Source organism: Bacillus haikouensis (assembly GCF_013179555.1).
Lineage (GTDB): Bacteria > Bacillota > Bacilli > Bacillales > Bacillaceae_B > Rossellomorea > Rossellomorea haikouensis_A.
Window position 1 is genome coordinate 1 of the sequence record NZ_JABMCR010000112.1, and the last position, 12,992, is coordinate 12,992.

Below are 12,992 nucleotides of genomic sequence, written 5' to 3' on the forward strand. Positions count from 1 at the left end.
GGAAGACTATCTAAGTGATATGCTGGAAAAACATCAGGGAAAATAAAAAGGGTTTCAAAAGATGATACCTAACTTACAAATGAGGCTGGGACAAAAGTGTTATAGTCTAAGTAAAACCCGAACTAAATTGCCTTCTAACTGGCAAATTAGTTCGGGTTATTATTTTGTTCAATGTACACTTAAGCTTTAGCACTTTACAGCGGTTGATTGGAGTGCAAGACGAAGACTCCTGCGGGAGAAGTGGCTAATGTGAGACCCCGCAGGCTTGCCGAGGAGGCTCACGGGCTACCCGCGGAAAGCGAAGTCTTGCACGGAAATCATTAGCGGTATTAAGAACATACGCTGAAATTGTTCGTCTTTATGTCGTGGTCATTAGTTTTGTCCCACCCTCATTTTATGACTTCAACAACCGCAATCCGTTCAAAATGACCAAAATTGTACTTCCCTCATGCCCGATGACTCCGTATGGGAGGTCCAGCACTTGCAGGAGGTTGGAAGCGATGAGGACCATAATCACGCCGATGGAAAAGACGACATTTTGCTGGACGATGCGCTTCATTTTTTTTGATAGTTTGATGGCTTCGGCGATACGGGTGAGGTCGTTTTTCATCAGGACGACGTCCGCCGTTTCGAGTGCGACATCGGTTCCTTCTCCCATCGCGATGCCGACATTGGCAGTGGCAAGTGCCGGTGCATCGTTGATTCCGTCGCCGACCATGGCAACCGTTCCGAAGTGGTTCTTGAGATTCTTCAATTCTTCCACTTTCGTTTCAGGAAGACACTCGGCGATGAATGATGTGACCCCGGCTTCTTTCGCGATGGCGCCGGCGGTCTTTTCGTTATCACCCGTAAGCATGATCGTTTCGACGCCTTCTTTTTTCAGTAATTGGAGGGCTTCTACCGTTTCTTTGCGGACGACGTCTTTAAGAGCGATCAAAGCAGCGATTTCGCCATTTTTTGCGGCGAAAACCGTTGTTTTACCTTGGGATGCAAGTCCGCTGTATGCTCCATCCATATACTTGCCTGCTATTTCTTTTCCGACAAATTCAGCTTTTCCGATTTTCCACTCAGTTCCGTCCACCATGGCTTTCACACCCCAGCCGGACACGTCTTCTAGTGAATCGGGCTGGAATAGGTCTGCCCCTGTTTCTCTGCGGACATGGCCGACGATTGCCTGCGCGAGCGGGTGGTTCGATTGATTTTCAATGGAAGCGATGACGGTCATGACTTCCTCTTCTTCATATCCTTGTTGAATTAGTGTATCCGTTACAGCAGGTTTCCCTTTCGTCAGTGTCCCTGTTTTGTCAAAAGCAATGGCTTTCAGATTGCTCAGATTTTCGAGGTGAGCGCCGCCTTTGAAAAGGATCCCGTGCCTTGCGCCGTTTGAGATGGCGGACAAGCTTGCCGGCATGATCGATGCGACCAGTGCACAAGGAGATGCGACAACGAGCAGCACCATCGCCCGGTAGAAGGTCTCCGTCCAGCTCCATCCAAGCAGGAAGTGAGGGAGAAACATCATCAGGAAGACGACGAGCAGGACGACCTTTACATACGTACCTTCAAAGCGTTCGATGAACAGTTGGGAAGGGGATTTCTCGCTTTGGGCGGATTGCACAAGATCGATGATTTTTTGGAATAATGTTTCGCTGCTCGGCTTGGTCATTTCAACGGTGATCGCCCCGTTGATATTGACCGTCCCGGCGAATACTTCATCACTGGCCGCTTTGGTAACCGGAAGTGCTTCGCCGGAAATCGCTGCTTCGTCAATGGAAGTCGTTCCTTTGATGACCATCCCGTCTGTCGGAACGCGTTCACCAGGCTTGATGAGGATGTGATCCCCGATTTCAAGGCTTGACACCTGGACTTTCTCTTCACCCCGGGATGTCACGAGCCAGGCTTCTTCTGGCTGCATTTCCATGAGTGCGGAAATTTCTTTCTGACTCTTATTCATCGTATAGGTTTCAAGGGCGCCGCTGACTGCGAAAATGAAGATGAGAATGGCCCCTTCCGTCCAATAGCCGATGATGGCGGATCCGACCGCGGCAAAGATCATCAGCATTTCGACATTGAGTTCCTTGTTCTCGATCGTTTCCTCGATTCCTTCCTTTGCTTTTGCGAAGCCGCCGATGACGAAGGCGAGTAAATAGAAAGTGATGCTGAGCGTGCCGGTATCGCCTTTAGAGAAAAGCCATCCGAATAATATGAACACACCGCTAATTAACGCCGCAATCAATTCAGCGTGCGGTTGTATTTTTTCGAGCAAGTTGAGTTCTTCATTGGATTCTTCGAGGGTAAGGGCTTTGGTTTGTGAGATCATATGGTACTCCTCCTTTTGTAACTGAAAATAGATATTTATAATTGAGAATAATAATCAACGTCATTCTCCTTATAAAACAACGAAAGCTGCCACCAATGAAGGATGACAGCAAATCTATATGTGCGTGGATGAACATTTTTAAAGAGATTTATTATTTATAATTATTATAATCTGATAGTACCATATCTATATGAGAAAGAAAAGGGATTTGTGCTAATTAATTTTGGGTGATTTCCCGTCGCCTATTTTGCAGGGAGAAGACGAGCAGGCTTACAAAGATAACAAGCATCATAAAGCTGATCAGATAGAAAAAGCTTGGTCCGTTGAACCATTCAATTACAACTCCACCGATGAATGGTCCCATCATGCTTCCGAAACTGAAGAAGATTCCGCACATAATATTCCCGGCAGGAAGCAATTCTTTCGGCAGAAGATCGGTCATATAACTGATGCCGAGTGAAAAAGTCGACCCGACCGCCATTCCGGCAAGCGTGAAGCAGATGAATAACCCAAGCGTCGATTCTGAAACGAAGCCTGCCGCGGTAAAGCACAGGAAGCCGATCAGCATGACGGTGAGCAGCACGTTCTGCCTGCCATATTTGTCACTCATCACACCCAGTGGTACCTGCGAGATGATGCTTCCGACCGCAAAAGCGGGCAGCAGGATCGAAACGGCGTCGACGGATAATCCGTTCCGGAGGGCGAATACCGGGAAGTTCCCGTTGAGTGATGCTTCCAAAAATCCATACCCGAGGGGTGGCAGGAGGGCGACCCATGCGTACTTTAAGACTTTCCCGAAACGCCGGAACGACCCCAGGAATGTAGCACTCCCTAAATTTTGCTGTTCTGGGAATTCGTTCTTCAGTTTAAAGACGAAGCTCCAGACGAGCAAGCTCAATAAGGACGAAATTATGAACGGCAGCGCATGGCTGATTTCAATCAACTGAGCCATCAGCGGGCCGACGGCAAATCCGATCCCGAATGAAACGCCATAGATCGAAATGTTTCTGCCACGGTGTTCTTTCGGTGAAAAGGATGTGATCCAAGTCTGGGTAGCGAAGTGGAGCATGTGATCGCCGACCCCGATAAACAATCGCAGAGCAAACCAGAACCAAAATGATTTCCACAACGGAAAAAGGAAAAGGGACAGCGCGACGACGATGCCGCCAATGATGATCATCGGTTTGTAGCCGATTTTCTGAAGCGGCTTTTCCATAAGCGGTGAAGCAAGTAAGATTCCGATATAAAGGGCGGTGGCGTTCAGACCGTTCAAGGAGGAGGATACTCCGTCCTGCTCAAAAATAATAGCGATGAGCGGCAGGAGCATGCCCTGCGAGAAGCCTGAAATCGCAACGATGGCAACCAATACCCAGAATCGGAATGATAATGAGTGATTCATATGCAAAAACTCCCAAACTAGTAAATTTCCTTATTAGATGTTACCCCGGAATCGATTGTTTGGCAATGGGTATCGAATGGAGTAAAATTTAGAGAAATTATTATATAAAGCGAAGGGTTGTGTGTTAGATGGAATTCAAGATGCAGGAAGGTGGATTTTATTCTGATTTGGCGTATGGGAAGCTTGAGGTGTCCGGAAACGAAGAGTATGGTTTTCGTCCATTTCAGCTGCTGGTTTCTTCCATTGCTGTTTGCAGCGGAGGTGTCCTCCGCAAAGTGCTTGAGAAGATGCGCATAGAGTTTGATGATATCCATATCAAAGCGGACGTCGTGCGAAACGAAGACGAAGCGAACCGTGTAGAAGAAATTTCGCTGCATTTCACCATCCAGGGAGAGAAGCTGGATGAAAAGAAAATCGAAAAAGCCATGAAGCTCACACGCAAAAACTGCTCCATGGTCCAATCAGTCCAGGACTCCATCAATATAGAAGAAACCTTCGAACTTGTCACACAGTAATGCGCTGACACGAAGAGCAACGGGCCTTCAGGGGGGAATCATCCCCTATGAAGGCCCGTTTTTTGGTTTCAACCACTATGATCAAAGGGAATATGGGTGATAGTAACCTGCTGGCATCTATAAAGGGAAACCAGGCAGAATCAAAGTCCCCTCACACTCCGTTAATTCCATGAAGGTCTGTACTTCTCTGTGCTAAAGCGTCAGTTCCTGGGGCTCTTTGCCGGTTTTTTCGTAATACAGGATAGTGACGGGTGTGAGTTTTAAAAGCAGGTATTCAGGGTCTTCCGGACTTGCGATCCAGTGTTTGAGCTGTTCTGACCAGAATTTTTCCTTGAGATCGGCGGATTCCTCGACGGAGGCATTGGCTTCAATCTCTACATAGTGCTCATGGTCGGAATCGCGGTCGTAGCCGAGTAAGATATGGACATTCGGATTCTGGGCGATATCTTCCGCTTTATGAGCCTGCTCATTCGTAGCTGTATATAGAGTAAGATCCTCCGAATTGAACATCATAAAGCGTGAATACGGTTTATTGTCGCGAATAGTCGCGAGCGTCCCGACTTTGTGGTGGGAAAACAGGTCTGCTACTTTATCTTTTAACGTGTTTGTCATGAATGTTCCTCCTCATAATGATCTATCTATTAATGTGTCTTTTCTTCATCGATTCATGAGTTTCTTTGCAAAAAAAATAGTTCAATCCATACACTAATAAGGAAACTTACAAATACTTTCAGGAAAAGAGGAATGCGCCGTGAATAAAATCTTTTTGATACTTGTGCTGGCAGGCGTTCCGTTATCGGTGATCGGAAGTCTGCTTCACTGGCCGACTGTCATGATGTTCGGTGTTTACTGCGTGACGATCATTGCGTTAGCGGGCTTCATGGGAAGGGCGACAGAAAGTCTGGCCGTCATTTCCGGCCCGAGGATCGGCGGATTGTTGAATGCCACATTCGGAAATGCAGTAGAACTCATCATCTCTATTTTTGCGTTAAAAGCAGGACTGATCGGGGTCGTCCTGGCGTCACTGACAGGTTCGGTGCTCGGAAATCTCCTCCTGGTAGCGGGACTTTCCTTTTTCGTCGGGGGAATTAAGTTCAAACGCCAGACATTCAATGTGTTTGATGCACGCCATAACTCTGGACTGCTGATGTTCGCGGTCATCGTCGCATTCGTCATTCCGGAAGTATTCGCACAGGAAATGGATGAAAGCGCGACGATGGCAATGAGCATCGGAGTCGCCGGCATCCTGATTGCACTCTACCTATTCGCGCTTTTCTTCAAGCTCGTCACACACCGCGGTGTGTATCAGCATGGAGAAGGTGAAGGGGAACATGCTCATGAAGAGGAACCTGAGTGGAGTAAAGGGAAGGCACTCCTCATTCTGGCCGCTTCTACGGCAGCTGTTGCTTATGTTTCGGAAAGTCTCGTCCACACATTTGAAGAAGTCGGCCATGCATTCGGCTGGAGTGAATTGTTCATCGGGGTCATCATCGTTGCGATCGTCGGGAATGCAGCTGAGCACGCATCCGCCATTATCATGGCATATAAAAACAAGATGGATATCGCCGTCGAAATTGCTGTAGGTTCCACCCTCCAGATTGCTATGTTTGTCGCACCGGTGCTTGTGTTCATTTCACTGTTCTTCGAAACGAGCATGCCTCTGGTCTTTACACTGCCTGAACTGGTCGCAATGGTATCGGCCGTTCTCGTCACGATCATCATTTCGAATGACGGGGAAACGAACTGGTTTGAAGGTCTTACCCTGCTGGCTGCTTATTTCATTATGGGAATCGGGTTTTATTTGTTGTAGGGAAGTGAGGGGTGAATAGACAAACGGGAATAAAGAAGGATCAGGGAACGATATCCCTGATCTTTTTTTGTGAAGAAAATAGTATCTCTTTCAAAAAGCTCATTTTATTTCTACCACACTCTCCATTAGGCGGACAATCTATTTTTCAACCAATTAAAGGGATTGTACGAACCGTCCTTCTCAAGCTGAATAAAATAAGACAAGAGTTTGCGAAAAGGGATGATCGTGTGTGAGAAAAATTAAACTGAGGAATGCGAAAGTGGTACCTAAAAAAAATAGTCATTGTAAAATCAAGCTGCCTCCAAAAGGATGCGGATTTTTCCCTGCTGATAAGTGTGTGAACCCGGTGATCCAACTGGATGAAGTTGGGACAATCAGCTGCGAAGGAATCATCAGCGGGAGGATCCTGTGTGACTTCAGGCCGCTTCAAGGGGTGACGGTGAATTTGACATCATCGTTTGCAGGATTGATATTCGATAACCCAAATCCAGTGACGGACAGCACGGGCCGCTTTTCGACGAGGGTGACGATTGTACCGGGAACGCCGATTACACCAGGTGTCATCATAACGGCGACTGCACAGGTAGGAACTGTGACGCTCAGTGATTATATCATCATTCGAGTGGATTGTATTGTGTGTATCAACCCTGTTCTTACCTTAAATCCGATCCCTGATATCGTTGGCTGCAAAGGGACGAAGCTATCAGGGAAGCTTACCTGTGACGGTGCACCGATTGCCGGAGCAGCGGTTACGTTTACGATTCAATCGGCTTCGAACAAGGTGATCGTCACACCGGATCCGGCGATTACCCTAGCAGATGGGACCTATAATGCGACGCTTGTCCTGTTCCCGGACGTGGATGAGATCATCACCATCACCGCCAGCACCATGATAGCGGGAAAACAAGTCTCATCTGAAACCAGGCAGGTCACTGTCCGTTGTGTAAAATGCCAGGATCTATCCATTACGTTAAGCAGGCTGAAAAGAAACAGGATCAACTGCCGTTCCGTTATTTCAGGGACATTAACCTGCGACGGACAGCCGCTTGCCAATCGAACGGTTACAGTGACAGGGTCTCCAATCCTGCAGTTCCTGCCGGCAAATCCCATTACAGATGAAGACGGTGTATTCACATCCGTTGTCGTCGTGAGTCCGGGGACGGCTTTTCAACCGGCTTCGTTCACAGCAAGTGCAGTGGTCGACGGGATATTCGATTCTATAACGGCAGATGTGACAGCCGGCTGCAAACCTGCTAACCCTGTCCTCACTCTTGAAATCCCGGACAGGGTTGTTACAGCAAAGGGCGAAACAATTACCGGTCAGTTGACGTCGAACGGATTTCCGCTTAGAGGTGTCCCGGTGAAACTGAAACTGTCTCAAGATCAAGTTATGCTTAAAGAGAATAATGTGGTGACCGGAGATGACGGACGCTTCACAGCATCCATTCAACCAAAACAGGGGATAAGAGAAACGATTTCCATCAAGGCCGTGGCAGCAATCGGGAAAAAGAAGCGGTCTGTCACGGGGAAAATCGAGGTCGATTCATAAAAGAAACATAAAAAAGCGGCGGTATCCCATATAGGGAACCGCCGCTTCTTTGGAAAAATAGAAAATGACTTATGAAAAACTGTCAGCATTCCATGATGTCTGACAACCCTCCAGGTTCTTCTCATTATAAAATATTTATCGAATTTTGTAAATATTCTTTCAGATAAGATTTTTTGTTTTCGCGGATAAGCTCCTTCAACTAGGAAAAAACTAAAGGCAAACCCTTTAAGCTAAAGTTGAAAGGAGACTATCTCATGAAATTAATGCGTACCGTCATTATGTTCATATTCGCATTCTCTGTTGCCGCTACCGGCACATATGCTGAAAAGAATCCAGCTCCAAAAAAAGAAACGGATTCTGCCAAAGTAACCATTCCAAATTCTGTCCTGAACATTGCAAAAGAAAACACATACCCGAATTCGACACAGGATCAGCCGTATCTGCAGCCAAGTGATTTTACACAGGAGCTGCTCGACACATCCAAAGTCAAAATCGAAAACCCCAACCTGATCCGCATTCTGAATGAGTCTTCGATTAATAAGGCACCGACCATTGGATTACGTGCAACAATTTATTTAGGGGAGTGGCCGCTGAACTACGCTTCAACCGAAACATCCCCAAACTGGGAATACCAGAAGATCAACACGAATTACTATGATAACCGAGGAGGAAAGGGCAACTATCAGATCCACTACGTCCAAGAAGCACAAAAAGTCGTCAAAGGAGGACTGACCGCAAAGGTTCCACATGCGGATGATGTCGAAAAAATGATGATGATCAAGGCGATGGATAACTCAAAGCTGCCGCTTGCATTCCAAACAATTGTCGGCGCAGGTACGAAAAAGAGCCAGGTCTATAATATTTCCCCAAAACGCCTCGGCTATCTGTACGCTTACGCACCAGCCATCAATGAAAAAGGCAAAGTGACCTACGGTGAAGTCTACCTGCAAATGAAGGGAACCAAACGTTCCATCGTAGTCAAAAACGTAACATCACAAGGTGTGGGTGCCTCGATACCGATTCAGGATCATGTACACTTTGGATTTATGGCGAGTGAAACGCCGAGATAACATTAAAGGCCCGTCTCTTGTCGCTTAACGCGGCAAGGGTCGGGTCTTTAACTTCAAATAATGTTTACTGTTTGTCGAAATAGGGAATACATTAACTTCAAATATTACCTTTAAATCATTTTGGTAATATGTTATAATATTCAGAATACTCTAAACAAAGGAGGGTTGTAATCAATGGAATATTTATTAGTGTTTGGTGCTGTCTTGATAGTAGCGACAGCGATGAGACTTTGGTTCGGTTCCAGACGGGCAAAGTATTACGCAGAGAGAATTAAGCGCTACGGGTTAAGCGAGCAGCCCTTTGAGAAAACGGCACGTGAAAAGGCAGCCGTCAATCACAAGAATGTTAAATAAAAACACTTCGGATTTCTGTTCCGGGGTGTTTTTTTGTTTTCATAGATGGTCACGGTGAGGAATGGCTGCAGATGTATAGAATGAGTTGGGGTAATTGATAGTAGAGGAGGAAGGCCGGTAGTGAGCTATCAATAATGATTCTAAGTAGCTTTATAAATGGCACGATTATTTCAGAACCGGAACATTAATCTTAAAATGATAAAGTTTATTAATACAGAAATACCCCTCAAATGTAGATGAATAAGTTTCTATTTAATCATATTAAAGAAGATTCGCTTTTTTTCCAAGAATAGTTCATTTTATGACATATAGAATGCTAATAAAAATGCCCAGCTTCAATCAGAAGCTGGGACATTGATCAGCGTTCGATCAGGGTTTTTCTTTTTGAAAAATCAACATCCTGATAATACATAGACTTCACCAATACATTTGGACCCAGGCAGCGGGCTGCAGGACAATGACAGTTCAATTCCTTCGCCAGCTTCTGTTCCTGCCACTTATCAAAAATGCCTGGCAGGGAATCACTCATAATATTCCCAAGCGGCGGAGTATCGCCGAAGTCAGTCACGATGACGTCACCGGTAAAGATATTGACATTCAAACGGGAACGGCCATCCGGGTCGTTCCGGACAGTCACATTTTTTGCAGAATAAAGCTCTTTCAATAACTCACGGTCTTCTTCGGATGAACTGCACGCATAAAAGGGCAGCGTGCCGAATAACATCCATATATTTTCATCCCGGAATGCAAGGATGTCTTTAATGGCTCCACGTGTTTCCTCCAATGATAAGGTCTCCAGGCTGGAAGCGAAATCTGATGGGTACATCGGATGAATCTCATGCCTGCCGCATTTCATTTCATCGACGACTTGGCGATGGATCTTTTCCAGAAAAGGCAGCGTGTTCTTATTCAGCATCGTTTCGGCTGATACGAGCACGCCCGCTTCAGACAATGCCCGGCTGTTCTCGATCATACGATCAAACAGCTTCTGACGCTGCTCGCGCGTCGGCTTCCGTTCCATATTCGCAAATCCGACATCGATGAATTCATCCGTCGTCCCCCAATTATGTGAAATGTGTAAAACATCCAAATACGGGGCAATTAATAAGTAACGATCCAGATCGAGTGTAAGATTCGAATTGATCTGTGTATGTACACCCCTGGCATGTGCATATTTCAGCAGCGGAAGGACAACATGTTCCACAGATTTCTTTGAAAGCATCGGCTCTCCTCCGGTAATACTAAGAGAACGAAGCGTTGTAATTTCATCGAGGCGCTCAAAGACGGTATCCATCGGCAGCGTATCCGGGTCCTTCGGCGTCAGCGTATAACCGACAGCACAGTGTTCGCACCGCATATTGCATAAGGTCGTTGTCGTGAATTCGATGTTGGAAAGCGTGATGCCGCCATGCTCCTCAACATCCAGGTAAGCCTCCCAAGGATCATGGTCGATGGACATTTTCTTGGAGAGAGTAGTTGGTTTCATATAATAAAAAAACTCCTTTGTAAATAAGTCACTAACTCATTATTGAAAACTGAGTTCCCCTTGTCAATCCGAAAATTATTGGTTACCATAGGACAGGTATGAAAGGAGAGATACCGTTGGGCAAAGCAGTGAACGATAAAAATTCACAGGTGGATTACTTAAAACAGCGTTTGAACCTGTTTGTCGATGTGTTGGATTCAATCGACCCCGAGCAGGCTGATGTAGAAGATATCGATCGTTTGATTTCAATGATTGATGATATAGAGACGAAGTGCGAACAATTTAAGAAGAGTGAAGAATAAGAGTCCTGGAATGGGGCTCTTTTTTATTGATCAGGATGGGTGCAGGCATGTGGAATGAGCCGGTCAGGATCAGTTGGTTCGAGATTGCCTCAGAAGCCTGGATATTGTTCCAGGCACTATGTACCGCTTTTGTGCCAGGCACAATTAAGCTGTTTTGTGCCAGGCACAAATCGTTTGTTTTGTTCCTGGCACAAACCGTCTATCTGTGCCTGGCACCAGTTAAAGAAAAAATAATTCGACCCCTGCCAACGTTATTTCCCGGAAAATGATGAACCATGTCGCAATTCATCAAACTCTTTCGAAGGAATCCGCCATTTTTAGTCAAATACATAACAATGGTTCCATAAAAGGAGAGAGTCAAATGCAAATACAGGCAATCAAAGAAGAGCAGTGTCCCGATGCAAAAGAAGTCATCCTGGACGGTTTCCTTGAACGGTTCGGCTTCATCGATCACAGTTTGAACCCCGATATCCAGGATATCTGGAAGGAGTACATGCAGGGGGATGATTTATTTTATGTCGGGATGGACGGGAAGAGAATGGTTTGTACCGGGGCAATCAGGAGAGAGTGCCGAGATACGTTTCAAGTGGTGAGGATGTCGGTGGTGAAAGCATACCGTAAGCACGGTCTTGGCCGGCGGATGCTCGTTCATTTAGAGGATAAAGCTAAGTCCCTTGGCGCACGAAGGCTCATTCTTGAGACAAATAAACAGTGGGCGGATGCGATTCATTTTTATCAAAAGAATGGGTATTCGGTGACTCATGAGGATGCGGTGTCGTGTTATTTCGAGAAGGAATTTCCTATGTGAAATCCCTTTCAATCCGATTCTTATAGGAGTATAATGATTGGTGAAAAATAAGAATCGTTTGAACAATTTGATTGGTAGAGGGGAAAGGGGAAGAATGATGAATAAAGAGACATTGCAGCAAAGTATGTATGACTTGATTGTGGAAACGTCCACGAATCTGCCGAAGGATGTGCGCCGGGCGATCCGTTCAGCGAAAGAGCGTGAGAACGCGGGGACTAGAGCGGCGATGAGCCTTGATACGATTTCGAATAACGTGAAGATGGCGGATGACAATGTATCTCCGATTTGTCAGGATACAGGTCTTCCTACATTCAAAATAAAGACTCCGGTCGGTGTGAATCAGCTGGAGATCAAAGAAGCGATATATGCTGCAATGGTGCAGGCTACGAAGGACGGAAAGCTTCGCCCTAATTCAGTTGACTCGCTGACCGGCGCAAACTCCGGGGACAATCTCGGCCTTGGGACGCCTGTCATCAAGTTCGAGCAGTGGGAAAAGGAGTACGTAGATGCACGCCTGATCCTGAAGGGCGGCGGTTGTGAAAATAAAAATATCCAGTACAGTCTCCCTTGTGAACTTGATGGTCTTGGCCGTGCCGGACGCGACCTTGACGGGATCCGCAAATGCGTGATGCATTCTGTTTACCAGGCGCAGGGACAGGGCTGCAGTGCAGGGTTCATCGGCGTCGGCATCGGGGGAGACCGTTCTTCGGGGTATGATCTGGCTAAGGAACAGCTTTTCCGTACAGTGGATGACGTGAATCCGAACGAAGATCTTCGTAAATTGGAAGACTATGTGATGGACAATGCCAATGAGCTTGGCATCGGTACGATGGGCTTTGGCGGGGAAACAACGCTGCTGGGCTGTAAAGTCGGCGTGATGAATCGCATCCCGGCCAGCTTCTTTGTTTCCGTTGCGTATAATTGCTGGGCATTCAGACGACTTGGTATGAAGCTGAGTGCAGATGGAGGCATCGATGAATGGTTCTACCAGGAAGGCGACAAAATTGACCTGACAGAAGGATCACAGGCAGAACTTGAAACGGCAGCTGCTGATTCTGGTGAAAAGCAGAACGTGGTCGTTCTTGAAGCTCCGATCACGGAAGAAAAGATCCGCGAACTGAAAGTGGGCGATGTCGTTCAGATCAACGGCCGCATGTACACCGGCCGTGATGCGATCCACAAGCATCTGAGCGAAAACGATGCACCGGTAGACTTAAACGGCCAAGTCATCTACCACTGCGGTCCGGTTATGCTGAAAGATGACGAAGGCAACTGGCATGTAAAAGCTGCAGGTCCGACGACTTCGATTCGAGAGGAGCCTTATCAAGGAGATATCATGAAACGGTTTGGCATACGTGCCGTCATCGGTAAGGGCGGAATGG

Annotated in this window: 13 protein-coding genes; 9 read left to right on the forward strand and 4 right to left on the reverse strand. The window is 46.6% G+C overall.

The window, feature by feature from the left end:
* Window positions 1-394: 394 nt before the first annotated feature.
* Both HP456_RS12000 and HP456_RS12005 read right to left on the reverse strand, forming a co-directional pair.
* Complete coding sequence (locus tag HP456_RS12000) at window positions 395-2,317, reverse strand: heavy metal translocating P-type ATPase (protein ID WP_172251363.1); 1,923 nt, start codon at window positions 2,315-2,317, stop codon at window positions 395-397.
* A 217-nt stretch (window positions 2,318-2,534) separates the two neighbouring features.
* Window positions 2,535-3,716: an MFS transporter gene (locus tag HP456_RS12005; RefSeq protein ID WP_172251365.1), complete on the reverse strand. Its 1,182-nt coding sequence runs from the start codon at window positions 3,714-3,716 to the stop codon at window positions 2,535-2,537.
* 128 nt (window positions 3,717-3,844) lie between these two features.
* Here HP456_RS12005 and HP456_RS12010 point away from each other — a divergent pair, with 128 nt between their 5' ends.
* The gene (locus tag HP456_RS12010; protein ID WP_172251367.1) at window positions 3,845-4,231 is read left to right on the forward strand and encodes an OsmC family protein; all 387 of its coding nucleotides are present in this window, start codon (window positions 3,845-3,847) and stop codon (window positions 4,229-4,231) included.
* A gap of 192 nt (window positions 4,232-4,423) precedes the next feature.
* Here the strand turns inward: HP456_RS12010 and HP456_RS12015 are convergent, their stop codons facing one another.
* Window positions 4,424-4,843, reverse strand: a complete 420-nt coding sequence (locus HP456_RS12015; protein ID WP_172251369.1) for a pyridoxamine 5'-phosphate oxidase family protein — start codon at window positions 4,841-4,843, stop codon at window positions 4,424-4,426.
* Between the two features lie 112 nt (window positions 4,844-4,955).
* On the opposite strand from HP456_RS12015, the gene cax reads away from it, so the two are divergent.
* From cax to HP456_RS12040, 5 genes are all read left to right on the forward strand, one after another.
* Window positions 4,956-6,041, forward strand: a complete 1,086-nt coding sequence (cax, locus tag HP456_RS12020; protein WP_172251385.1) for a calcium/proton exchanger — start codon at window positions 4,956-4,958, stop codon at window positions 6,039-6,041.
* Between the two features lie 11 nt (window positions 6,042-6,052).
* Window positions 6,053-6,274, forward strand: coding sequence for a hypothetical protein (locus HP456_RS12025; RefSeq protein WP_172251371.1), 222 nt, complete (start codon window positions 6,053-6,055; stop codon window positions 6,272-6,274).
* Window positions 6,271-7,590, forward strand: a complete 1,320-nt coding sequence (locus HP456_RS12030; RefSeq protein WP_172251373.1) for a hypothetical protein — start codon at window positions 6,271-6,273, stop codon at window positions 7,588-7,590. Before HP456_RS12025 ends, HP456_RS12030 begins: the two co-directional genes overlap by 4 nt.
* Before the next feature lie 263 nt (window positions 7,591-7,853).
* Window positions 7,854-8,660 carry a YfkD family protein gene (locus tag HP456_RS12035; RefSeq protein ID WP_376766209.1) on the forward strand — a complete coding sequence of 269 codons (807 nt, stop codon included), beginning with the start codon at window positions 7,854-7,856 and terminating at the stop codon, window positions 8,658-8,660.
* 174 nt (window positions 8,661-8,834) lie between these two features.
* On the forward strand, window positions 8,835-9,014 hold the full coding sequence (locus tag HP456_RS12040; RefSeq protein WP_172251377.1) for a hypothetical protein: 180 nt from the start codon (window positions 8,835-8,837) through the stop codon (window positions 9,012-9,014).
* A 358-nt stretch (window positions 9,015-9,372) separates the two neighbouring features.
* Here HP456_RS12040 and yfkAB read toward each other — a convergent pair whose 3' ends face one another.
* Window positions 9,373-10,500 (reverse strand): radical SAM/CxCxxxxC motif protein YfkAB, encoded by a 1,128-nt coding sequence (gene yfkAB, locus HP456_RS12045; protein WP_172251379.1) that lies wholly within the window; start codon window positions 10,498-10,500, stop codon window positions 9,373-9,375.
* A gap of 116 nt (window positions 10,501-10,616) precedes the next feature.
* Between yfkAB and HP456_RS12050 the strand changes: the two genes are divergently transcribed.
* From HP456_RS12050 to HP456_RS12060, 3 genes are all read left to right on the forward strand, one after another.
* Window positions 10,617-10,802: an SE1561 family protein gene (locus tag HP456_RS12050; RefSeq protein ID WP_172251381.1), complete on the forward strand. Its 186-nt coding sequence runs from the start codon at window positions 10,617-10,619 to the stop codon at window positions 10,800-10,802.
* Window positions 10,803-11,163: 361 nt separating this feature from the next.
* Complete coding sequence (locus HP456_RS12055; protein WP_172251383.1) at window positions 11,164-11,610, forward strand: GNAT family N-acetyltransferase; 447 nt, start codon at window positions 11,164-11,166, stop codon at window positions 11,608-11,610.
* A gap of 97 nt (window positions 11,611-11,707) precedes the next feature.
* A partial coding sequence (locus HP456_RS12060) for a fumarate hydratase (protein WP_172251387.1) occupies window positions 11,708-12,992 on the forward strand: 1,285 nt, incomplete at its 3' end.